The sequence below is a fragment of the Rhizobacter fulvus genome (assembly GCF_964020785.1).
Genome location: NZ_OZ224516.1, coordinates 1,960,931 through 1,981,524 on the forward strand (window position 1 = coordinate 1,960,931; position 20,594 = coordinate 1,981,524).

Annotated in this window: 22 protein-coding genes and 1 riboswitch; of the genes, 12 read left to right on the top strand and 10 right to left on the bottom strand. The window is 69.5% G+C overall.

The genetic code is table 11. The features are described from left to right. Positions 1-169: 169 nt before the first annotated feature. Genes ACWH49_RS09340 through ACWH49_RS09355 form a run of 4 tightly spaced genes read left to right on the top strand, consistent with a single transcriptional unit; the run spans position 170 to position 4,166 of the window. Entirely contained in the window at positions 170-934 is a 765-nt protein-coding gene (locus ACWH49_RS09340) for a FadR/GntR family transcriptional regulator (protein ID WP_448171212.1), read from the top strand. 36 nt (positions 935-970) lie between these two features. Then, positions 971-1,741: an SDR family oxidoreductase gene (locus ACWH49_RS09345; protein WP_448171213.1), complete on the top strand. Its 771-nt coding sequence runs from the start codon at positions 971-973 to the stop codon at positions 1,739-1,741. A 20-nt stretch (positions 1,742-1,761) separates the two neighbouring features. Beyond that, positions 1,762-2,628, top strand: a complete 867-nt coding sequence (locus ACWH49_RS09350; RefSeq protein ID WP_448171214.1) for a fumarylacetoacetate hydrolase family protein — start codon at positions 1,762-1,764, stop codon at positions 2,626-2,628. An 8-nt stretch (positions 2,629-2,636) separates the two neighbouring features. Continuing rightward, a complete protein-coding gene (locus ACWH49_RS09355) occupies positions 2,637-4,166 on the top strand; it encodes a UxaA family hydrolase (protein WP_448171215.1) in 1,530 nt (509 codons plus the stop codon). A 6-nt stretch (positions 4,167-4,172) separates the two neighbouring features. Here the strand turns inward: ACWH49_RS09355 and ACWH49_RS09360 are convergent, their stop codons facing one another. After that, positions 4,173-4,304, bottom strand: coding sequence for a hypothetical protein (locus ACWH49_RS09360; RefSeq protein WP_448171216.1), 132 nt, complete (start codon positions 4,302-4,304; stop codon positions 4,173-4,175). Positions 4,305-4,421: 117 nt separating this feature from the next. Next, complete coding sequence (locus ACWH49_RS09365) at positions 4,422-4,628, bottom strand: hypothetical protein (RefSeq protein ID WP_448171217.1); 207 nt, start codon at positions 4,626-4,628, stop codon at positions 4,422-4,424. Positions 4,629-4,717: 89 nt separating this feature from the next. Here ACWH49_RS09365 and ACWH49_RS09370 point away from each other — a divergent pair, with 89 nt between their 5' ends. Next, complete coding sequence (locus ACWH49_RS09370; RefSeq protein WP_448171218.1) at positions 4,718-5,674, top strand: complex I NDUFA9 subunit family protein; 957 nt, start codon at positions 4,718-4,720, stop codon at positions 5,672-5,674. Between the two features lie 7 nt (positions 5,675-5,681). On the opposite strand, the gene ACWH49_RS09375 is transcribed toward ACWH49_RS09370, so the two are convergent. Further along, entirely contained in the window at positions 5,682-6,524 is an 843-nt protein-coding gene (locus ACWH49_RS09375) for an Ivy family c-type lysozyme inhibitor (protein WP_448171219.1), read from the bottom strand. A 132-nt stretch (positions 6,525-6,656) separates the two neighbouring features. Here ACWH49_RS09375 and ACWH49_RS09380 point away from each other — a divergent pair, with 132 nt between their 5' ends. Together ACWH49_RS09380 and ACWH49_RS09385 are read left to right on the top strand one after the other, a co-directional pair. Then, positions 6,657-6,953 carry a hypothetical protein gene (locus ACWH49_RS09380; RefSeq protein WP_448171220.1) on the top strand — a complete coding sequence of 99 codons (297 nt, stop codon included), beginning with the start codon at positions 6,657-6,659 and terminating at the stop codon, positions 6,951-6,953. Next, positions 6,950-7,345, top strand: coding sequence for a hypothetical protein (locus ACWH49_RS09385; RefSeq protein ID WP_448171221.1), 396 nt, complete (start codon positions 6,950-6,952; stop codon positions 7,343-7,345). Before ACWH49_RS09380 ends, ACWH49_RS09385 begins: the two co-directional genes overlap by 4 nt. 18 nt (positions 7,346-7,363) lie before the next feature. Here ACWH49_RS09385 and ACWH49_RS09390 read toward each other — a convergent pair whose 3' ends face one another. Genes ACWH49_RS09390 through ACWH49_RS09400 form a run of 3 tightly spaced genes read right to left on the bottom strand, consistent with a single transcriptional unit; the run spans position 7,364 to position 10,366 of the window. Continuing rightward, a complete protein-coding gene (locus ACWH49_RS09390) occupies positions 7,364-8,686 on the bottom strand; it encodes a TRAP transporter large permease (protein ID WP_448171222.1) in 1,323 nt (440 codons plus the stop codon). Then, positions 8,683-9,330, bottom strand: a complete 648-nt coding sequence (locus tag ACWH49_RS09395) for a TRAP transporter small permease (RefSeq protein WP_448174333.1) — start codon at positions 9,328-9,330, stop codon at positions 8,683-8,685. The genes ACWH49_RS09390 and ACWH49_RS09395 overlap by 4 nt, the downstream gene beginning before the upstream one ends. Before the next feature lie 13 nt (positions 9,331-9,343). After that, the gene (locus tag ACWH49_RS09400; protein WP_448171223.1) at positions 9,344-10,366 is read right to left on the bottom strand and encodes a TRAP transporter substrate-binding protein; all 1,023 of its coding nucleotides are present in this window, start codon (positions 10,364-10,366) and stop codon (positions 9,344-9,346) included. 136 nt (positions 10,367-10,502) lie between these two features. Between ACWH49_RS09400 and ACWH49_RS09405 the strand changes: the two genes are divergently transcribed. Both ACWH49_RS09405 and ACWH49_RS09410 read left to right on the top strand, forming a co-directional pair. Continuing rightward, complete coding sequence (locus ACWH49_RS09405; protein WP_448171224.1) at positions 10,503-12,482, top strand: sensor histidine kinase; 1,980 nt, start codon at positions 10,503-10,505, stop codon at positions 12,480-12,482. Further along, the gene (locus ACWH49_RS09410) at positions 12,479-13,093 is read left to right on the top strand and encodes a response regulator transcription factor (protein ID WP_448171225.1); all 615 of its coding nucleotides are present in this window, start codon (positions 12,479-12,481) and stop codon (positions 13,091-13,093) included. The genes ACWH49_RS09405 and ACWH49_RS09410 overlap by 4 nt, the downstream gene beginning before the upstream one ends. Before the next feature lie 7 nt (positions 13,094-13,100). Here ACWH49_RS09410 and ACWH49_RS09415 read toward each other — a convergent pair whose 3' ends face one another. The 3 genes from ACWH49_RS09415 to ACWH49_RS09425 are packed head-to-tail and all read right to left on the bottom strand — an operon-like array spanning position 13,101 to position 16,017. Continuing rightward, a complete protein-coding gene (locus ACWH49_RS09415) occupies positions 13,101-14,540 on the bottom strand; it encodes an NAD(P)(+) transhydrogenase (Re/Si-specific) subunit beta (RefSeq protein WP_448171226.1) in 1,440 nt (479 codons plus the stop codon). Beyond that, positions 14,537-14,863: an NAD(P) transhydrogenase subunit alpha gene (locus tag ACWH49_RS09420; RefSeq protein WP_448171227.1), complete on the bottom strand. Its 327-nt coding sequence runs from the start codon at positions 14,861-14,863 to the stop codon at positions 14,537-14,539. The genes ACWH49_RS09415 and ACWH49_RS09420 overlap by 4 nt, the downstream gene beginning before the upstream one ends. Before the next feature lie 11 nt (positions 14,864-14,874). Next, positions 14,875-16,017, bottom strand: a complete 1,143-nt coding sequence (locus tag ACWH49_RS09425; RefSeq protein WP_448171228.1) for a Re/Si-specific NAD(P)(+) transhydrogenase subunit alpha — start codon at positions 16,015-16,017, stop codon at positions 14,875-14,877. Positions 16,018-16,094: 77 nt separating this feature from the next. Here ACWH49_RS09425 and ACWH49_RS09430 point away from each other — a divergent pair, with 77 nt between their 5' ends. After that, on the top strand, positions 16,095-16,598 hold the full coding sequence (locus tag ACWH49_RS09430; protein WP_448171229.1) for an NUDIX hydrolase: 504 nt from the start codon (positions 16,095-16,097) through the stop codon (positions 16,596-16,598). On the opposite strand, the gene ribB is transcribed toward ACWH49_RS09430, so the two are convergent. After that, positions 16,588-17,244, bottom strand: a complete 657-nt coding sequence (gene ribB / locus ACWH49_RS09435) for a 3,4-dihydroxy-2-butanone-4-phosphate synthase (RefSeq protein WP_448171230.1) — start codon at positions 17,242-17,244, stop codon at positions 16,588-16,590. The two genes, ACWH49_RS09430 and ribB, sit on opposite strands and share 11 nt — an antisense overlap. A gap of 92 nt (positions 17,245-17,336) precedes the next feature. Next, positions 17,337-17,488: riboswitch (FMN riboswitch) on the bottom strand. Between the two features lie 169 nt (positions 17,489-17,657). Between ribB and mnmA the strand changes: the two genes are divergently transcribed. Then, a complete protein-coding gene (gene mnmA / locus ACWH49_RS09440) occupies positions 17,658-18,761 on the top strand; it encodes a tRNA 2-thiouridine(34) synthase MnmA (RefSeq protein ID WP_448171231.1) in 1,104 nt (367 codons plus the stop codon). A gap of 18 nt (positions 18,762-18,779) precedes the next feature. After that, complete coding sequence (locus ACWH49_RS09445; RefSeq protein WP_448171232.1) at positions 18,780-20,555, top strand: DUF885 domain-containing protein; 1,776 nt, start codon at positions 18,780-18,782, stop codon at positions 20,553-20,555. Positions 20,556-20,594 lie beyond the last annotated feature (39 nt).

Sequence of the window (20,594 nt, forward strand, 5' to 3'; positions counted from 1 at the left end):
GAATTCTGATGGCTGCGAGCTGGCGCGCCGGCAGCGTTGTTCGGCCCCCGGGGACCGCAGGTACAGGGCCGGGGAAACCCGATGTTGACCCGATCCGGCAGCATCCACTATTCTTTACCGAAATTGGTCAGGCCACTTGACCGCGGGCCCGCCCTCCACTGTCGCCGTCATGCCGATCCAGACCATCGAACCCCGCCGCCTCTACCGCCAGATCGCCGACCAGCTGCGCGGCCTGCTCGAGCGCGGCGAATACGCGGTCGGCTCGCGGCTGCCGCCCGAGCGCGACCTGGCGCTGCAGCTCGGAGTGTCGCGCCCCTCGGTGCGCGAGGCGCTGATCGCGCTGGAGGTCGAGGGGCTGGTCGAGGTGCGGATGGGCTCGGGCATCTACGTGCTGCCGCCGGACGACGCGCCGCGCACCCACCACGTCGGCGCGGAGGGACCGCTCGAGACCATCCGCGCCCGCCAGGTCATCGAGAGCGGCCTGGCCGCGCACGCCGCGCAGCACATGAAGAAGGCGCAGATCGCCGGGCTGCGCAACGCCGTCGCCCTGATGCAGCAGGAGCTGGACAGCGGCCTGCTCGCCTGGCAGGGCGACCGGCTGTTCCACGCCCGCATTGCCGAGGCGTCCGAGAACTCGGTGCTGGTGCGCATCGTCGGCGAGCTGCACGACGAGCGCCACAACCCGCTGGCCGAGCAGCTGATCAGCCACTTCGAGACCGAGCGCAGCTGGCGCGCCGCGATCGACGAGCACCTCGCGGTGATCGACGCGATCGCCAGCCGCTCGCCCGAGGCCGCGCGCAGTGCGATGGCCACGCACTTGCAGAACTCGCACGACCGCTACACCGCCAGCATCGCCAGCGCCAAGCCGGTCGACGCCCGCGCGCGCCTCAAGCCGCCCGCGCTGCGCCGCCGGCCGGTGCGCAGGGCGGCCTGATCCTTTCCCGATGAATCAACCCGAAAGCTTGCAGACATGACCCAACGACTTCAGGGCAAGACCGCCTTCGTGACCGCCGCCGGCCAGGGCATCGGCCGCGCCACTGCCGAGGCCTTCGCGCGCGAAGGTGCGCGCGTGATCGCCACCGACATCAACGAGGCGCTGCTCGCCGACCTCGCGAAGGCGACCGGCTGCCAGACCCGCCTGCTCGACGTGACCGACGCCAACGCGGTGACCGCCGCGGCGCAGGCCGCCGGCGCGGTGCAGATCCTGTTCAACGGTGCCGGCTACGTGCATGCCGGCACGATCCTCGACTGCGACGAGAAGGCCTTCGAGTTCTCGTTCGACCTGAACGTGCGGGCGATGTACCGCATGACCCGCGCGTTCCTGCCGGCGATGCTCGAATCCGCCGCCACGGGCAAAGGCAACGGCTCGATCATCAACGTGGCGTCGGTCGCCGGCAGCATCAAGGGCGCGCCGAACCGTTTCGTCTATGGCGCGACCAAGGCGGCCGTCATCGGCATGACGAAGTCGATCGCAGCCGACTTCATCACCCGCGGCGTGCGCTGCAACGCGATCTGCCCGGGCACGGTCGAATCGCCGTCGCTGCGCGAGCGGATGGCCGCACTCGCAAAATCGACCAACCAGACGCTCGAACAGGCCGAGGCCTGGTTCGTGGCGCGCCAGCCGATGGGGCGCGTGGGCACGACCGCGGAGATCGCCGCGCTGGCGGTGTATCTCGCGTCGGACGAATCCGGCTTCACCACCGGCACGGCGCAGATCATCGACGGCGGCTGGTCCAACTGATCACTCACAAGGAAGCGAAAATGAAACTGATGCGATACGGCGCCAAGGGCGCAGAGAAGCCCGCGGCGGTCGACGCCCAGGGCGTGGTGCGCGACCTGTCCAGCGAACTCGTGGACATCACCGCCCACACGCTGACGCCGCACGGCCTGCAGCGCCTGCGCGAGCTCAACCTCGCGTCGCTGCCCGAGGTGAGCAACCCGGGCCGCATCGCGGTGCCGTGGTCGGGCATGCAGAAGTTCATCTGCGTCGGCCTGAACTACGCCGACCACGCTGCCGAATCGAACCTGCCGGTGCCGGCCGAGCCGGTGCTGTTCACCAAGCAGATCAGCGCGCTGATGGGGCCGAACGACCCGGTCGTGATCCCGCAGGGCTCGGTCAAGACCGACTGGGAAGTGGAGCTCGGCGTCGTCATCGGCACCAAGGCGCGCTACGTCAGCGAGGCCGACGCGCTGAAGTACGTGGCCGGCTATTGCGTCGTCAACGACATCTCCGAGCGCGAGTACCAGATCGAGCGCGGCGGCACCTGGGACAAGGGCAAGGGCTGCGACACCTTCGGCCCGGTCGGCCCGTGGATGGTCACGGCCGACGAGGTGCCGGACCCACAGGCGCTGTCGATGTGGCTCGAAGTGAACGGCAAGAAGGTGCAGAACGGCAGCACGAAGACGATGGTGTTCGGCGTGGCTCACCTCGTGAGCTACATCAGCCGCTTCATGACGCTGATGCCCGGCGACCTGATCAGCACCGGCACGCCGCCCGGCGTCGGCATGGGCCAGAAGCCCAGCCCGTGGTACCTGAAGGCCGGCGACACGATGAAGCTCGGCATCGAGGGCCTGGGCCAGCAGGACCAGTCCGTCCACGCCTGGGACCCGGCGCTGATCGACAACTAGGACCGGCCATGAGCGACCCCTCGATCATCCGCATCCACCCGGCCGACGACGTCGTGATCGCACGGCAGCAGCTCGTCGGCGGCACGGTGCTGGCGAGCGAGGGCGTCACCGTGATCGGCCTGGTGCCGCCGGGCCACAAGATCGCGGTGCGCGCGATTGCGGCCGGCGCGCCGGTGCGGCGCTACAACCAGATCATCGGCACGGCCAAGCAGGCGATCGCCGCCGGCCAGCACGTGCACACGCACAACCTGGAGTTCAGCAGCTTCGCGCGCGACTACGCGGCCAGCACCGGCACGCATTCGACCGCGTATGTCGATACACCGGCCACCTTCATGGGCATCCGGCGCGCCGACGGCCGCATCGCGACGCGCAACTACATCGGCGTGCTGACCTCGGTGAACTGCTCGGCCACCGTTGCGCGTGCGATCGCCGACCACTTCCGGCGCGACATCCACCCCGAGGCGCTCGCCAGGTACCCGAACGTGGACGGCGTGATCGCGCTGACCCATGGCGCCGGCTGCGCGACCGACAGCGCCGGCGAGCCGCTGCAGATCCTGCGGCGCACGCTCGGCGGCTACGCGAAGCATGCGAACTTCGCCGCGATCCTGGTCGTCGGCCTGGGCTGCGAGACCAACCAGATCTCGGGGCTGATGGAGCAGGAGAGCCTGTCGACCGGCACCCAGTTCCACACCTTCAACATCCAGGAGACCGGCGGCACCGCGAAGACCGTTGCGCACGGGGTCGAGCTGGTGCAGTGGCTGCTCGAGGAGGCCAACCGCGTGCAGCGCGAGCCGGTCAGCGCCGCGCACATCACGGTCGGGCTGCAGTGCGGCGGCAGCGACGGCTACTCGGGCATCAGCGCGAACCCGGCGCTCGGCGCCGCGGTGGACCGGCTGGTGCGTCACGGCGGCACGGCCATCCTGTCGGAGACGCCCGAGATCTACGGCGGCGAGCACCTGCTGACGCGCCGCGCGGTCACCCCGGCCATCGCCGACAAGCTGATCGCGCGCATCAAGTGGTGGGAGCAGTACACCGCGCGCAACGACCAGGAGATGGACAACAACCCCTCGGCCGGCAACAAGGCCGGCGGCCTCACGACCATCCTCGAGAAGAGCCTCGGCGCGATCGCGAAGAGCGGCACCACCAACCTGACCGACGTGTTCGAGTACGCGCAGCCGGTCACAACCAAGGGCCTGGTCTTCATGGACACGCCGGGCTACGACCCGGTGAGCGCGACCGGCCAGGTCGCCGGCGGCGCGAACCTGATCTGCTTCACCACCGGCCGCGGCTCCGCCTACGGCTGCGCGCCGTCACCGTCGCTCAAGCTCAGCACCAACACCGCGCTGTGGATCAAGCAGGAAGACGACATCGACATCAACTGCGGCGAGGTCATCGACGGCAGCGCCAGCATCGACGAGATGGGCGAACGCATCTTTCAGCTGATGCTGCGGACCGCGTCCGGCGCAAAGACCAAGAGCGAGGTCCACGGCTACGGGCAGAACGAATTCGTGCCGTGGGCGCTGGGGGCAGTGATGTAGGGCTGCTCAGCGCTTCGCGCGCAGGCGCAGCAGCAGCTTCAAATATTCCAGCCGCGCATGCATCTCGGCGAGTTCGTTGCGCAGCACGAGCCACGAGCGGATGCGCTGGTCGTCGGCCGACGCGCGTCGAGAGGGCATGGGGGTGTTCATCGGTTCGCGCCACGAGTTCAAATGTGAACCGATGGTCGCGAACGCGGGGTTCCCGGTCAACCCCGCGTTCCGGGTGCGCGCTGGTCGACGCGCACCGCCGCCGCGTCAGTTGCGCGTGCGGGTCTTGCTTTCCGCCGGCACGCGACGGGCCACGCGGGTGCCGTCCGCGCCGACGGCGCTGCCGACGACGAACGCATGCGGTTCGCTCCAGCCGTTGGAGGACTTGCCGAAGACCAGGTCCGTGGTGCGGATGCGGCCTTCGGTGAGTTGCACATAGCCTTGGGGCAGGTTCGGTTGATCGTTTCCGGTCATGGGACAGTTCGAGTGAGTGAAGGGGTGATTGTCCCGCACATCGGGCCGGCTTCCGCAGGCATCATCCGGCGGTACTTCGAAGGCGTGAGATGAACGATCGAATCCTTCTGCTCGGCGGCACCGGTTTCGTCGGCCGGCAGCTGTGCAGTGCTCTGGTCGAGCGCTCCGGCGGCGCGGCCGCCGACCTGCTCGTGCCGAGCCGGCACCCGGAGCGCGCCAAGCACCTGCAATCGCTGCCGACGGTGCGGCTCAGCGCGGCGGACGTGCACGACGAGGCGCGGCTGACCACGCTGCTGCGCGGCCGCGACGCGGTCGTCAACCTCGTCGCGATCCTGCACGGCAGCGACGCGGCGTTCGAACGCACCCATGTGGAACTGCCACGCAAGCTCGTGCGGGCCTGCGCCGCCGCGGGCGTTCGGCGCGTGGTGCATGTCAGCGCGCTCGGCGTCGGGCCGAACGCACCGAGCCGCTACCTGCGCTCGAAGACCGCCGGCGAGGCGGTGCTGCGCGCCGCCGGACTCGATCTGACCGTGCTGCGCCCGTCCGTGATCTTCGGCGCGCACGACCGCTTCCTGAACCTGTTCGCGCAGCTGCAATCGGTGTTCCCGGTGATGCCGCTGGCGGGGGCGCAGGCACGCTTCCAACCGGTGTGGGTGGGTGACGTGGCCGGCGCGATCGCCCGGGCGCTGGTCGACGATGCGACGATCGGCTCGACTTACGAGTGCGCAGGGCCGCAGGTGTACACGCTGCAGCAGCTCGTCGCGGCGGTCGGCCGCTGGTCGGGCCATCCGCGCCCGGTGATCGGCCTGCCGGCGGCAATGGGCCGGCTGCAGGCCCTGGCGATGGAGCTGCTGCCCGGCGAGCCGCTGATGTCGCGCGACAACCTCGCGTCGATGCAGGTGCCGAACGTCGCCACCGGCCAGTTGCCGGGGCTGGCGGCGCTGGGCATCACGCCGGCGTCGCTGGACAGCGTGGGGCCCACCTACCTGTCCCCGGGGCGCGGCCCGGCCCGCCTCGACGCGTGGCGCGCGCGACGCGGCCGGTGACCCGTCCTCACTTCTGGCGCCACTCCGACTGCCAGAGGCGCTCGAGTTGGGCCGCCTGCGTCGGGGCAGGCGACCCGACCAGCGTTTTCGCCCCCTTCTGCTGAACGAGGCCGATCACCTGCTGCTGTGCCGCGGAATAGAGGAAGACCGCGTTGTGGTCGTAGCAGTCGTGGGCCTTGCAGATCGCGATGACGACGTAAGGAACGCCCCCGACGCGCAGTTCCCGCGTCTCCGGTGCCGGGCCCTCGAGCCGCGCCAGCCAGCGCTCACCGGCGCGCGGCCCCAGCGCTCGCAGGTAGGCGCGCTTGAACGCCGGATCGGCGGCGAGGCTGCCGAGTGCAGGCACCGCGCCCGGTGCCGGCGCGGCGCGCGGCGACGGCACCGCGGCGGGTCCGGGCAGCGCGGGGGCGGGCGGCAGGGCCGCGGCTTCGCAACGCCGGTACTTCGGCGACGTCAGCGCCCGGCCGAGTGCGGCGGCGACCTTGGGATCCGCCTCGATCCGGATGTACGGGCCCGCACGGTCGGAATAGACCATGAAGATCAGCTGCTGGTCACCGCGGACCTCGCTGATCAGCGCGACCTGGAAATCCTTGGGCGGCGGGCTGTTGCCGAAATAGCTGTATGCGCTCATGGCGTTGCGACCGGTCATGCGCTGGTTGCCCTGTTCGACGGCGAGCGCACCGGCCTGCACTTGCAGCCGCGGCGTGCCCGGCCGGCCGCAGTCGACGGCGTAGCTGCCACCGTAGCGCTTGAGCGTCTCCGCATCGATGGGCTGTGCCGTCGCGGCGACGCAGGCGGACATCGCCAGCGCGGCCGCGATGACATGGCGAAGGAGGGTCGGTGTCGGCATGTCGCTTCTCCCCGGCAACGCAAAGCTTCGGCGAGCGTAGTACAAGATGGCCTCGCAGCGCGAAAACCTTGACATACGGTCGCGCGCCCGCCGTTCGATAATGGCCTGACCTACCGTTGCGCCGCCCACGTCATGTTCGAAGGAATCCTCGCCGCGATCGTCCTGGCCGTCTGCGCCGTGCTGATGCTGCGCCTGGTGCTGAGCGCGCCGCGGCGCTACCGCTTCGACATGGCGGTGCGCCGGGCCTGGCTGCCGATTCGGCGCTTCGGGCTGTGGGTCTGGAACTGGCGCGCGGCCCGGCGCGATGCGCAGCGCGCACGCGAGGCCGCGGCCGAGGCGATCGAGCGCGCGCGCAACCGCGGCAACTGGGACGGCAACGTCTACACCCCGAAGTCGTTCCGCAAGCCGCCGCGCGACAAGATGCATTGAGCCGCACCCGACCGCCCTCCACGCCGGCGCCGGGCGCGCCGACCGAGCGCCGGCCGGAGCACTGGTCGGCCGACGCCGGCCACCGCGACGTCGTCAAGCTCGACATTCCGGCCGATGCACTGCGCGAGCGCCGCTTCGAGATCTATGTGCGGCTCATCGCCGCCAACCCGGCCGGGCGGCCGGGCGCGAGCCACGCGCTGCGCGTGCTGGTCGACGGCGCGCTCGAATGGGAGCGCAGCGCGCCGACGCCGGCCGACGGACCCGATTCGCTTGACCTGCGCCTGGCGCGCACCGTGCCGGTGGGCCGGCCGCTGCGCCTGAACGCAACCTGCGCGGTGCGCGGCGGCGCCCAGCGGGTGGCGCTGTCGATCACCGCCGACGAGGAGCCGTAGCGCCCGCGGCCGCGCCGCTCACCTCATCATCAGGTGCGGCAACCACAGAGACAGCGTCGGCCAGTAGGTCACCAGCACCAGGAACGCAATCATCGTCAGCAACCACGGCCCGACCGCGACCGTCAGCTCGGTGATGCCCATCTTGGTGATGCCCGAGGCCACGTACAGGTTCAGCCCGACCGGCGGGTGGCACAGCCCGACCTCCATGTTGACCGCCATCAGGATGCCGAAGTGCACCGGGTCGACGCCCAGCTTGACGGCCACCGGGAACAGGATCGGCGCCATGATCAGCACGATCGCGGCCGGGTCCATGAAGTTGCCCGCGGCCAGCAGGATGATGTTGACCAGCAGCAGGAACACGACCAGGCCGAAGCCCTGGCTCGTCATCCAGGCCGCCATCGCCTGCGGGATCTGCTCGCTGGTCATCAGGAAGCTGAACAGCACCGCGTTGGTGATGATGTAGAGCAGCATCGAGCTCATCGCCGCGGCGCCGAGCAGCGACTTCGGCACTTCGCTGAGCTTCAGGTCCTTGTAGACGAACACGGAGATGAAGAAGGCGTAGACCGCCGCCATCGCCGCCGCCTCGGTCGGCGTGAACATGCCACTGTAGATGCCGCCGATCACGACGACGATCAGCAGCAGGCCCCACATGCTCTCGCGGAAGGCGCGCCAGCGCTCGCCCCAGGTCGCCTTCGGCATGCGCGGGTAGTCGAACTTCTTCGCGCGCCACCAGGTCGTGACGCCGAGCAGGAAGGACAGGCACAGCCCCGGCACCACGCCGGCGAGGAACAGCTGGCCGACCGAGGCCGAGCTGACCGGCTCGCCGTTCGGCCCGGTCGCGTTCATGCCGGCGGTGGCGATCGCGTACATCACCAGGTTGATCGACGGCGGGAACAGGATGCCCAGCGCCCCCGAGGTCGTGATCACGCCGGCGCCGAAGCGCTTGGGGTAGCCGGCCTTGACCATCGCCGGCAGCATGATCGAGCCGACCGCGACGACGGTGGCGACCGACGAGCCCGAGATCGCTGCGAACAGCGCACACGCCATCACGCCCGCCAGCCCCATGCCGCCGTACCAGTGGCCGATCATGGAGGTGCAGAAGTTGATCATCCGCTTGGCGACCCCGCCATGCGTGAGGAAGTTGCCGGCGAGGATGAAGAACGGGATCGCCATGACCTCGAACTTCTCGATCCCGGTGAACAGCTTCAGCGCCACCGATTCGATCGGCACCTGCGTCAGCGTGAAGAGGAAGGTCAGCACCGTCAGGCCGAGCGAGATGCTGATCGGCATGCCGGTCAGCATCAGCGCCAGCAGCAGCACGAAGATGATGAGCGTGTTCATCGCTTGTCGCTCCCTTGCGCGGCGGCGGACGTGGGGCCGGTCGCGACGAGCACGTCGAGCTCGGCTTCGTCGACGCCCTTGACGCCGTGGTCGGCATGCGGCACGTCACCGGTCTTCCAGAACGCCCAGGCGACCTGCAGGAAGCGGAAGCACATCAGGTACGAGCCCAGCGGCACGCACGAGTAGGGGATCCAGGTCGGCACTTCGAGGTCCGGCGAGGTCGGCCCCTCGGGCAGATCGCCCACGTCCATGCCCAGCCAGTTGTGCAGCAACGCGTAGTGGAAGCCGTTCTCCCAGACGAAGCGCGCGCCCAGCGTGCCGACGATGCCGGTGAACAGCGCGCCGGCCAGCAGCCCGAACATGATCAGGTAGCGCGCCTTGCTCTTCGGCAGCGCCCGCACCAGCACGTCGACGCCGACGTGCGTGCCGTGCCGCACGCCGTACGCCGCCCCGAACTTGGCCATCCAGACGAACATGTAGATGCACAGTTCCTGCGCCCAGCTGACGTTCATCCGGATGGTGTAGTCCTGGATGACCGGCACGCCGGAGGCGAAGCGGTGCAGCACCGCGAGGAAGATCACGAAGGTGGCCGCACCCATCAGGAAGGTGATCAGCCATTCCTCCAGGTGATCGAGGGCACGCAGGACCACGGTGCGGTCACTTCGGCGCGACGAAGCCCGACGCCGCGTAGACGGCGTCGATCGTCGCCTTGCCCAAGCGCGCTTCCATCTCCTTGTGGACCGGCATCAGCGCTTTCTTCCACTCGTTGCTCTCTTCCGGCGTCAGCGTGTAGATCGTGGTCTTGCCGCTGGCACGCATCTTCTCGAGGTCCTCGACGTTCTCCTTCGTCGCCATCTGGTTGGCGAACGCGGTTGCCTCCTTGAGCGCGCCTTCGAGCGTGGTGCGGATGTCGGCGGGCAGGCCGTCCCAGAACTTCTTGTTGACGATCACCGCATAGGCCAGGTGGCCGTGGTTCGAGATCGTCGTGTGCTTCTGCACCTCGTAGGTCTTCTGCGTGTAGAAGTTGGACGGCACGCCTTCGCAGCCGTCGACCACGCCCGACTGCAGCGCCTGGTACAGCTCGCTGAACGCCATCACCTGCGGGATCGCGCCGAGCGCGCGCATCTCGGCGTCGAGCACCTTGCTCGACTGGATGCGCATCTTCAGGCCCTTGAAGTCCGCGACCTTGTGCAGCGGCTTGTTGGCCGACATGATGTGGAAGCCGTTGTCCCAGTAGGCTAGGCCCTTGATGCCCTTGGGCTCGAGCTTCCTGAACAAGTCGGCACCGACCGGCCCGTCGGTCACGGCACGGAACGCGGCCTGGTCCTTGAAGATGAAGGGCAGGTCGAACACCTCGAATTCCTTGACGCCGAGCGGGCCGAACTTGGCCAGCGAGGGCGCGAGCATCTGCACCGAGCCGAGCTGCAGCGCCTCCATCTCCTCCTTGTCCTTGTAGAGCTGACTGTTCGGGTAGACCTCGACCTTGACCTTCCCGCCGGTGCGCGCCTCGGCGAGCTCCTTGAACTTCTGCGCCCCGTTGCCCTTGGGCGTGTCGGGCGCGACGACGTGGCTGAACTTGATGACGATCGGCGCCTGCGCGCGCACGACGGCAGGCAGCGCGAGGGAGGCGGCGGTCGCGGCGGCGGCGCCGAGCACGAGGCGGCGTGAAGGGTGGCTCATCAGCTTGTCTCCGGTCTTGGAATGAAATCTGCGCCGCGATTCTGCGAGCCGGGGCCGGGGTCGCGACATTGTGGAGTTCCACATTTCGGCGGCGTGTGCGTCGGCCCCGCGCGGGGCTCGGCCTAGACTTCCGGGCATGTCCTCGCACCGCCTCGTCACCGCGCCGCCGCGGCCGCTGCTGGCGCTGCCGCCGCGCCCGGCGCTGCGGCGCGGACTGTGGGCGCTGCCGCTGCTGATCTCGCTGGCGTTCGTCGCCGCGGTGCTGGCGTGGCTGCGCGCCGACGAGCGCGCCGAGCTGGAGGGCCAGCGCACCGAGCTGATCTCGGACGCCCTGTCACTGCAGGCGCAGGTGAGCGCCCGCATCGAGCGCGAGAGCGCGCTGCTGGCCGCGTTCGCCGCGACGATGGAAGTGCGGCAGCTCTCGCCCGCCGCCTTCGCGGCCGCGCCCGAGGTGCAGCAGGGGCTGCACCGGTTCTGGGTCGCGCTGACCTGGCTGGATGCCGGCAACCGCATCGTCGCGCACGTGCCCGACCTGGCGCCGCGGCCCGATCTGCCGACGAGCCTGGTCGCGACCTGCCTGAGCGCGCACCTGCGCGTGCCGCTGGCCTCGGGCGGCGCGCTGGTGGCGCGCTACTCGCCGACCGACATGCTGCGCCAGAACGTGCCGTGGTGGCTCGCCCGCAAGTACGACGTGCGACTGGTCGACAGCTTCGGCGACGTGATCGCCTCGACCACCGACAACCGCGACCCCGGCGACCGCCAGTTCCACCGCACCAGCCTGGAGCCGACGCTCAGCGATGCCTACCTCGAGCTGATCGCGCGCGACCGCGTCACGCCGTGGTACCGCAGCCTGCCGGTGGCGATGGTCGCCGGCTTCCTGGTGCTGATCGGCGCGATCACGGCGCTGCTGAGGCGCCAAGTGCACGACGTGTCGCGCGCCGAGGCGGCCTGGCGCACCGAGGCGGCGTGGCGCGGCGCCATGGAGGATTCGCTGACCGTCGGGCTGCGCGCCCGCGACCTCGACGGCCGCATCCTGTACGTCAATCGCGCGTTCGCCGACATGGTGGGCTACGGCGCCGACGAACTGAACGGTCTGCGCCCGCCGATGCCCTACTGGCCGCCCGACGCGCTCGACGAGTCGATGCAGCGCCACCGCCGCAACATGGCGGGCGACGCGCCGCGCGGCGGCTACGAAGCACGCTGGCGGCATCGCGACGGGCGCCCGATCGACATCATCCTGTTCGAGGCGCCGCTGGTCGACGCCAGCGGCCGACACGTCGGCTGGATGGGTTCGGTGCTGGACAACACCGAGCGCAAGCGGCTCGAGGAGCGCGGGCGCCGCCAGACCGACACGATGGCGCACCACGCGCGCCTGACGATGCTCGGCGAGATCGCCTCGACGCTCGCCCACGAGCTGAACCAGCCGCTCAGCGCGATCTCGAGCTACAACGCCGGCGTGATGAACTCGCTGCAGCGGGCCGCGCCCGAGGCAGCGCCTGTCGACCCCACCGTGTTGCGTGCCCTGCAGCGGCTGGGCGAACAGGCCGCGCACGCCGGGCGCATCGTGCAGCGGATCCGCCAGTTCCTGACGCGGCGCGAGCCGCAGCTCGAGACCTGCTCGCTGAACGCCATCGTGCAGGGCGGGGTCGACCTGCTGCGGCGCGAGATCGCGCGCCAGCAGGTGCAGATCGCGCTGACCTTGCAGCCGGAGCTCGAACCGGTCATCGCGGATGCGGTGCTGATCGAGCAGGTCGTGATCAACCTGGTGCGCAATGCGGTCGACGCGCTCGCGGCCCGGCCCGTCGATCCGGAACGCCCGCGCCGCATCGAGGCCTGCACGCTGCAGACGCCGGATCGCCGCTTCGTGCGCATCGACGTGCGCGACAACGGCCCCGGCCTGCAGGGTCGCCGCATCGAGGCGCTGTGCGCACCCTTCTACTCGACGAAGGTCGAAGGCATGGGGATGGGCCTGGCGATCTGCCGCTCGATCGTCGAGGCGCACCATGGCGCGCTCGACGCCACCGAGGCACCGGGCGGCGGCGCGTGGTTCTCGATGACGCTGCCGGTGGAGCTGCCGATGACCGAGTCCGCACCGGGCGCGGAGACCCTGGCATGAATGGGGTGTCGCGCGGCCAGGTCTACCTCGTCGACGACGAGGCCGCGGTGCGCGATGCGCTCGCCTTCCTGCTCGGCTCGCGCGGCCTCGCGGTGCGCAGCTTCGCTGGCGGTGCGGAATTGCTCGCGGCCGTCGACGCGACGGCGCGGCCGCTGGCGGGCGTATTCGTGCTCGACGTGCGGATGGAACCGATGTCGGGCCTGCGCGTGTTCGACGAGCTGGTCGCACGGCGACTGCGCAACCCGGTGCTGTTCCTGAGCGGGCACGGCGACATCCCGATGGCGGTCGAGGCGCTGAAGAACGGTGCGTTCGATTTTCTCGAGAAGCCGTACAGCGACAATGCGCTGGCCGACCGGATCGAGCAGGCGCTGGCCGTCGACACCGCGATGCACGCGACCGACGCCCGAAGTGCCGAGCGCAGTGCCCGGCTGGCGAGCCTGACCGAGCGCGAGACCGAGGTGATGCACCGCGTCGCCGCCGGCAAGCTCAACAAGGTGATCGCCGACGAGCTGCACGTCTCGGTGCGCACGGTGGAGGTCCACCGCGCCCGCGTCTATGCCAAGCTGGGGGTGCGCTCGGCGGCCGAGGTGGCCACCGTGCTGGCGGGTTGAACCGGCGTTACTCGATGGCCTTGACCATGTCCTCGACGACCTTCTTGGCGTCGCCGAACACCATCATCGTCTTGTCCATGTAGAACAGTTCGTTGTCCAGGCCGGCGTAGCCGGCGGCCATCGAGCGCTTGTTGACGATGATGGTTTTGGCCTTGTAGGCCTCCAGGATCGGCATGCCATAGATCGGGCTGCCCTTGGTGTGCGCGGCCGGGTTCACCACGTCGTTGGCGCCGAGGATGATCGCCACGTCGGCCTGGCCGAACTCGCCGTTGATGTCCTCCATCTCGAAGACCTGGTCGTACGGCACCTCGGCCTCGGCCAGCAGCACGTTCATGTGGCCCGGCATGCGGCCCGCGACCGGGTGGATCGCGTACTTCACGGTCACGCCCTTCTCGGTCAGCTTGGCCGCGAGTTCCTTCACCGCGTGCTGCGCGCGCGCCACCGCTAGGCCGTAGCCCGGCACGATCACCACCGTCTCGGCGTTGCCGAGCACGAAGGCCGCGTCGTCGGCGCTGCCGCTCTTGACCGGGCGCTGCTCGGCCTTGCCGCCGCCGGCGGTCGCCGCCTCGCCGCCGAAGCCGCCCAGGATCACGTTGAAGAACGAGCGGTTCATCGCCTTGCACATGATGTAGCTCAGGATCGCGCCCGAACTGCCCACCAGCGAGCCCGCGATGATCAGCATCGCGTTGTTCAGCGAGAAGCCGATGCCGGCCGCGGCCCAGCCGGAGTAGCTGTTGAGCATCGAGACGACCACCGGCATGTCGGCGCCGCCGATCGGGATGATGATCAGCACGCCGAGCACGAAGGCGATCGCCAGCAGCACGATGAAATCGGTCCAGCTCTGGCTGTCGACGAAGCCGTAGATGAAGAACAGCAGCGCCAGGCCCAGCACCAGGTTGAGGATGTGCTGCCCCGGGAACTGCACCGGCGCGCCCTGGAACAGGCGGAACTTGTACTTGCCGCTGAGCTTGCCGAACGCGATCACCGAGCCGCTGAAGGTGATCGCGCCGATGGCGGCACCGAGCGCGAGCTCGAGGCGGTTGCCGGCCGGGATCGGGTCGAGCGCCTTGGCGACGATCGCGAACGCGTGCGGCTCGGCCACTGCCGAGATCGCGATGAACACCGCCGCCATGCCGATCATGCTGTGCATGAACGCGACCAGCTCGGGCATCTTGGTCATCTCGACCTTCTGCGCCATGTAGGCGCCGAGCGCGCCACCGGCGAGCAGGCCGATCAGTACCCACGCCAGGCCGGCCACGCCGCTGTGCCCGGCCTCGCCGGCGAGCTTGAAGATCAGCGCCGCGGTGGTCACGACCGCGATCGCCATGCCGGTCATGCCGAAGACGTTGCCGCGGATCGAGGTGGTCGGGTGGCTCAGGCCTTTCAGGGCCTGGATGAAGCAGACGCTGGCGATCAGGTACATCAGCGTGACGAGGTTCATGCTCACTTGGAGACCTCCTTCACGACGACCTTCTTGTCCTTCTTCTTGAACATCTCCAGCATTCGCCGCGTCACCAGGAAGCCGCCGAACACGTTGACCGCCGCGAGCGCGACCGCGAGCACGCCGAAGACCTTGCCGACGCCGCCTTCGGTCAGCGCGGCGGCGAGCATCGCGCCGACGATCACGATCGCCGAGATCGCGTTGGTCACGGCCATCAGCGGCGTGTGCAGCGCAGGCGTGACGGTCCAGACGACGTGGTAGCCGACGTAGATGGCGAGCACGAAGATGATCAGGTTGGTGATCGTGTGGGAAACGATTTCGTGTTCCATGGTCCGCTTTCCTATTTCCGCTTCACTTCACCGGCCTGGGTCATCAGGCAGGCGGCGACGATGTCGTCGTCCATCGGCACGACGAAGCCGCCGTCCTTGGGCAGCACGAGCTTGAGGAAGTCGAGCACGTTGCGCGCGTACAGCGCGCTCGCGTCGGCCGCCACCAGGGCCGGCAGGTTGGTCTCGCCGACGATCGTGACGCCGTGCTTGACGACCGTCTTGTCGGCCTCGCTGAGCGGGCAGTTGCCGCCGGTCAGGCCACCGGCCAGATCGGGGCCTTTGCCGGCGGCGATGTCGACGATCACCGAGCCCGGCTTCATCGACTTGACCATCTCTTCGGTGATCAGCGTCGGCGCCGCGCGGCCCGGGATCAGCGCGGTGCTGATCACGATGTCGGCCGCGGCCACGCGCTTGGCGACCTCGACCTGCTGGCGCGCGAGCCAGCTCGGCGGCATCGGCTTGGCGTAGCCGCCCACGCCTTCGGCGGCTTCCTTCTCCTCGGGCGTGTCGTAGGAGACCTCGATGAACTTGCCGCCGAGCGATTCGACCTGCTCCTTCACCGACGGGCGCACGTCGCTGGCCTCGATCACCGCGCCGAGGCGCTTGGCGGTGGCGATCGCCTGCAGACCCGCGACGCCGACGCCCAGGATCACGACGCGCGCGGCCTTCACGGTGCCGGCCGCGGTCATCAGCATCGGAAAGAAGCGCTGGTACTTGTCGGCCGCGATCATCACGGCCTTGTAGCCGGCGATGTTGGCCTGCGAGCTCAGCACGTCCATGCTCTGCGCCCGCGTGGTGCGCGGCGCGGCCTCGAGTGCGAAGCTGGTGATGCCCGCGCCGGCCAGCCGGTGCAGGCCGTCGCTGTCGAACGGGTTCAGCATGCCGACCAGGTTCGCGCCGGTCTTCATCTGCGACAGCTCGCTGTGCAGCGGCGCGCGCACTTTCAGCACCAGGTCGCAGCCGAACGCGCCGCTGGCGTCGGTGATCTCGGCGCCGGCCGCCTCGTACGCGGCGTCGGTGACGCTGGCGGCGACCCCCGCGCCCGATTGCACCCGGATCGTGTGGCCCTGCGCGACCAGCTTCTTCGCCGTTTCGGGCGTGACGGCCACGCGCGTTTCACCGACCGCCGTCTCCAGCGGAACTCCTATCAACATGGGTGCCTCCTCAGGCGCTTGGACTTCTGGATTTTGGCGGAGCTTACACAACTCTCAGGCGTGGCTAAGATGGCCGCATGGCCGACCGCTGGAAACCGAGTGTCACCGTTGCCGCGATCATCGAGCGACGCGTCGGCGACACGCCGCAGTTCCTGTTGGTCGAGGAGCACACGCCCGAGGGTTTGAAGCTCAACAATCCGGCCGGCCACCTCGATCCCGAAGAGTCGCCCCAGGAGGGCGTGATCCGCGAGGTGCTGGAGGAGACGGGCTGCGTGTTCACGCCCGACCGCCTGATCGGCATCTACCTGTCGCGCTTCAAGCGCCCGGCGCGCGACGAGGACGTGACCTTCGTCCGCTTCGCCTTCGGCGGCCGCGTCGGCGCGCCCGACCCGGCGCGCCGCCTCGACGACGGGATCGTCCGCACGGTCTGGATGACGCTCGAGCAGCTGCGCGCGAGCCGCGCGCGCCACCGCAGCCCGCACGTGCTGGGCTGCGTCGAGGACTACCTGGCCGGCCGGCGGCTCCCGCTCGACGCGATCACCACCGACCGGACGGTCTACGACCCCGAGATCAAGCGCTGACCGGCGTGTCCTCGATCTCGCGCCGGTACGCGACCAGCTCCGCGATCGTCAGCATCGGGTAGCCATGCAGGCGCGAGAACGCGACGAGTTCGTCGCCGCGCATCATGCTGCCGTCCTCGTTCATCAACTCGCACAGCACCGCGGCCCGCTGCAAACCGGCTAGGTGCGCCAGCTCGACCGCGCCCTCGGTATGACCGCGGCGTTCGAGCACGCCGCCGGGCGCGGCGCGCAGCGGGAACACGTGGCCGGGGCTGACGAGATCGGACGCTTGCGCGCCCGCCGCGATCGCGGTGCGGATCGTCGTGACGCGGTCGGCGGCACTGACGCCGGTCGTCACGCCGTCGCGCGCCTCGATCGAGACCGTGAACGCGGTGCCGTAGCGGCTGCCGTTGTTCGCGACCATCGGCGGCAAGGCCAGGCGCTGCAGTTCGGCATCGGCCATGCACAGGCAGACGATGCCCGAGCACTCGCGGATCATCGTGGCCATCATCGGCACGGTGATGCGCTCGGCGGCGACGATCAGGTCGCCCTCGTTCTCACGATCGTCGTCGTCGAGCAGGACCACGGCGCGGCCGTGGCGGATGGCATCCAGCGCGATCCTCAGTCGAGGCGGCAGGGGGCGGTGGGTGGCAGAGAGGTTGGACATGGTTGAAACGCTCCTCGTTTGAACGAAAAACATTCCAGGGCGCGCAAACACGGCGCAGCCACGCCGGGGGACGGCGCAGCCGCACTGCGTGAGCACATCTTCTTTCATCCGGACTGTGACCGTCGGCCCTGGTATCGCACCAGATCTGCTGACCTCTCCACCGGGAGGTGGGGAGCGCTCGCGGGCTTCATCACTTGCGTGATTTACCGCCGGTGGGGAATTCCGCCCCGCCCTGAAGACGTGTGCCGACCTTGCGGCCGGCGACCGAATTTTACGGCCAAGCCCTTGGGCGTATACGTCGCAGGGGCGACATGGCCTGAGCGCCGGGCCGCCCCAAGCCGGGCCCGCATCCCCTCGGGGGATCGGACGATGTACCCATCGGCCGAGGGGTCCCGTCACCTAAAATCGCAGGGATGAAACCCCAGCGTGTCGTCGTCGGCCTGTCGGGCGGCGTCGATTCGGCCGTCACCGCGCACCTGCTCAAGCAGCAGGGCCACGAGGTCATCGGCATCTTCATGAAGAACTGGGAGGATGACGACGACAGCGAATACTGCTCGTCGAACATCGATTTCGTCGACGCCGCCGCCGTGGCGGACGTGCTCGGCATCGAGATCGAGCACGTCAACTTCGCCGCCGACTACAAGGCCCGCGTGTTCGCCGAGTTCCTGCGCGAGTACGAGGCCGGCCGCACGCCGAACCCCGACGTGCTTTGCAACGCCGAGATCAAGTTCAAGGCCTTCCTCGACCACGCGATGCGCCTGGGCGCCGAGAAGATCGCGACGGGTCATTACGCCCGGGTCCGCGAGAAAGCGGGCGAGTTCGAACTGCTCAAGGGTCTCGATCCGCTGAAGGACCAGAGCTACTTCCTGCACCGCCTCACGCAGGCGCAGCTGGCGAAGACGCTGTTCCCGGTCGGCGAACTGCCGAAGACCGAGGTGCGCCGCATCGCCGCCGAGATCGGCCTGCCGAATGCGAAGAAGAAGGACTCGACCGGCATCTGCTTCATCGGTGAACGGCCGTTCCGCGAATTCCTGAACCGCTACCTCGCGAACACGCCCGGGCCGATCAAGGACGACCGCGGCCGCACGATCGCCGAGCACGTGGGGCTGAGCTTCTACACGCTCGGCCAGCGCAAGGGCATCGGCATCGGCGGGCTGAAGGAGCGCGGTGCCCCGCGGGGCGGGGGAGACCACGACCCCTGGTTCGTCGCCCGCAAGGACATGGCCGCCAACACGCTCTACATCGTGCAAGGCCACGACCACCCGTGGCTGCTGGCCCAGCGCCTGAGCGCCGACGACACCAGCTGGATCGCCGGCTACGCGCCGCGGACCGACGCACTCACCGCGAAGACCCGCTACCGCCAGCAGGACGCGACGTGCACGTTCACCGCGGCCGGCGCCGGCGGGTTCGACCTGCGTTTCGATCGGCCGCAGTGGGCCGTCACCCCGGGCCAGTCGGCCGTGCTGTACGACGGCGAGGTGTGCCTCGGTGGCGGGGTGATCTCGGGTTCGTCCTGAACGGAAAGGAAACCACCGATGGTCCGATGGCGAATGCTCGTGCTGGCGCTCTGCTGCATCGCCGGCGCCGCCGGCCCGGTCCGCGCCGAGACCGACGCCCAGGCCACGCAGCGTCTGCATGCACTGTTCGACGCCGAGTGGGAATGGGAGATGCGCGACGACCCCGAGCGCGCCACCTACACCGGCGACCACCGCTACGGCGCACAGCTCACCGACCGCTCGCGCGCCGCCGATGAGAAGCGCTACGCCCATGCCCGCGAGCGTCTCGCGACGCTGCGCGGCATCGACCGCGAGCAGCTCGCGCCGGCCGACCGCGTTTCGCGCGACATCATGGTCCAGGGCACGCAAGAGTGGCTCGACGGCGAGAAATTCGCCGGCCTGAACACGCTGGTGCTCGACGGAGAGGGCGGCCTGCACAACGACCTCGCCAGCCTGCTGCGCGTCAGCCCGGTCGCCACCGAGGCCGACGTGCGCAACATGCTGGCCCGGCTGGCGCAGTTCCCGAGCCGGGTCGATCAGGTCATCGCCCGCCTGCGCGACGGCATTGCGATGGGATGGGTGGCGGCGCGGGCGTCGATGCAGCAGGTGCCGGCGCAGATCGACGGCCAGTTGCCGGACGACGTGACCCGCAGCCCGCTGTACGAGCCGTTCACGCGGCTGGGAATGGGCATCCCGCCCGACACGCGCACCGCGTTGGCCGCCGACGGCGCCGCGGCGCTGCGCGCCCACGTGTACCCGGCGATGCGCCGCCTGCGCACGTTCATCGTCGACGAGTACCTGCCGCACACCCGCGAGAACGGCGCGATGAGCACGCGCCCGAGCGGCGCGGCCGCATACGACTACCTCGTCCGCCAGCACACCACCACCGACCTGGGTGCGGCGCAGGTGCACGAGATCGGGCTGCGTGAAGTCGCGCGCCTGCGCGGGGAGATGGAGGCGCAGATGCGGGCCGCCGGCTTCGCGGGCAGCTTCGCGGAATTCGTCCACTTCCTCAACACCGATCCGCGCTTCTTCTACACCGACCCCGAGGCGCTGCTGGCCGGCTACCGCGACATCGCCAAGCGCGTCGACCCCGAGCTGCCCAAGCTGTTCGCCGAGCTGCCGCGCACCCCCTACGGCGTGCGCGCCATCCCGGCGCACGAAGGCATCGGCAAGTCCGAGAACTACTCCGGCCCGCCGCGCGACGGCAGCGGGGCCGGGTGGTTCAACGCCAACGTCGTCGCGATCGCGCAGCGGCCGATCTGGAACATGGAGACGCTTTTCGCGCACGAGGCCGTGCCCGGCCACCACCTGCAGACGGCCCGGGCGCGCGAGCTCACGGACCTGCCGCGGTTCCGCCGCGGCGGCGGCTACACCGCGTACGGCGAAGGCTGGGCGCTGTACGCCGAGACGCTGGGCCCGGAACTCGGTCTGTACAAGACGCCGTACACCCGCTTCGGCCACCTGCAATGGCAAAGCCTGCGCGCGGCGCGGCTGGTCGTCGACACCGGCATCCACGCGTTCGGCTGGCAGCGCACGCAGGCCATCGAGTGGATGACCGAGCGCACCGGCATGGCGCGCGAGTTCATCGAGCCGCAGGTCGACCGCTACTACGTCTGGCCGGGCCAGGCGCTGAGCTACATGATCGGGCAGCTGAAGATCATCGAGCTGCGCGACCGCGCGCGCGCCGCGCTCGGCGCGCGCTTCGACATCCGACGCTTCCACATGGCCGTGCTCGACAATGGCGCGATGCCGCTGGGCGCGCTCGAGCAGCAGATCGACGACTGGATCGCGCGTGAAAAGGCGCGTCCGTGATGCGAGACTGACCGGCCTCGCGTTCCCTTCACCCGACCC

Coding starts and splice junctions, on each gene's coding strand:
- ACWH49_RS09410 (WP_448171225.1), top strand. CDS start 12,479: ATGAATGGGGTGTCGCGCGGCCAGGTCTACCTCGTCGACGACGAGGCC.
- ACWH49_RS09360 (WP_448171216.1), bottom strand. CDS start 4,304: ATGCCCTCTCGACGCGCGTCGGCCGACGACCAGCGCATCCGCTCGTGG.
- ACWH49_RS09420 (WP_448171227.1), bottom strand. CDS start 14,863: ATGGAACACGAAATCGTTTCCCACACGATCACCAACCTGATCATCTTC.
- ACWH49_RS09445 (WP_448171232.1), top strand. CDS start 18,780: ATGGTCCGATGGCGAATGCTCGTGCTGGCGCTCTGCTGCATCGCCGGC.
- ACWH49_RS09380 (WP_448171220.1), top strand. CDS start 6,657: ATGTTCGAAGGAATCCTCGCCGCGATCGTCCTGGCCGTCTGCGCCGTG.
- ribB (WP_448171230.1), bottom strand. CDS start 17,244: ATGTCCAACCTCTCTGCCACCCACCGCCCCCTGCCGCCTCGACTGAGG.
- ACWH49_RS09405 (WP_448171224.1), top strand. CDS start 10,503: ATGTCCTCGCACCGCCTCGTCACCGCGCCGCCGCGGCCGCTGCTGGCG.
- ACWH49_RS09430 (WP_448171229.1), top strand. CDS start 16,095: ATGGCCGACCGCTGGAAACCGAGTGTCACCGTTGCCGCGATCATCGAG.
- ACWH49_RS09390 (WP_448171222.1), bottom strand. CDS start 8,686: ATGAACACGCTCATCATCTTCGTGCTGCTGCTGGCGCTGATGCTGACC.
- mnmA (WP_448171231.1), top strand. CDS start 17,658: ATGAAACCCCAGCGTGTCGTCGTCGGCCTGTCGGGCGGCGTCGATTCG.
- ACWH49_RS09400 (WP_448171223.1), bottom strand. CDS start 10,366: ATGAGCCACCCTTCACGCCGCCTCGTGCTCGGCGCCGCCGCCGCGACC.
- ACWH49_RS09345 (WP_448171213.1), top strand. CDS start 971: ATGACCCAACGACTTCAGGGCAAGACCGCCTTCGTGACCGCCGCCGGC.
- ACWH49_RS09355 (WP_448171215.1), top strand. CDS start 2,637: ATGAGCGACCCCTCGATCATCCGCATCCACCCGGCCGACGACGTCGTG.
- ACWH49_RS09350 (WP_448171214.1), top strand. CDS start 1,762: ATGAAACTGATGCGATACGGCGCCAAGGGCGCAGAGAAGCCCGCGGCG.
- ACWH49_RS09340 (WP_448171212.1), top strand. CDS start 170: ATGCCGATCCAGACCATCGAACCCCGCCGCCTCTACCGCCAGATCGCC.
- ACWH49_RS09365 (WP_448171217.1), bottom strand. CDS start 4,628: ATGACCGGAAACGATCAACCGAACCTGCCCCAAGGCTATGTGCAACTC.
- ACWH49_RS09370 (WP_448171218.1), top strand. CDS start 4,718: ATGAACGATCGAATCCTTCTGCTCGGCGGCACCGGTTTCGTCGGCCGG.
- ACWH49_RS09425 (WP_448171228.1), bottom strand. CDS start 16,017: ATGTTGATAGGAGTTCCGCTGGAGACGGCGGTCGGTGAAACGCGCGTG.
- ACWH49_RS09375 (WP_448171219.1), bottom strand. CDS start 6,524: ATGCCGACACCGACCCTCCTTCGCCATGTCATCGCGGCCGCGCTGGCG.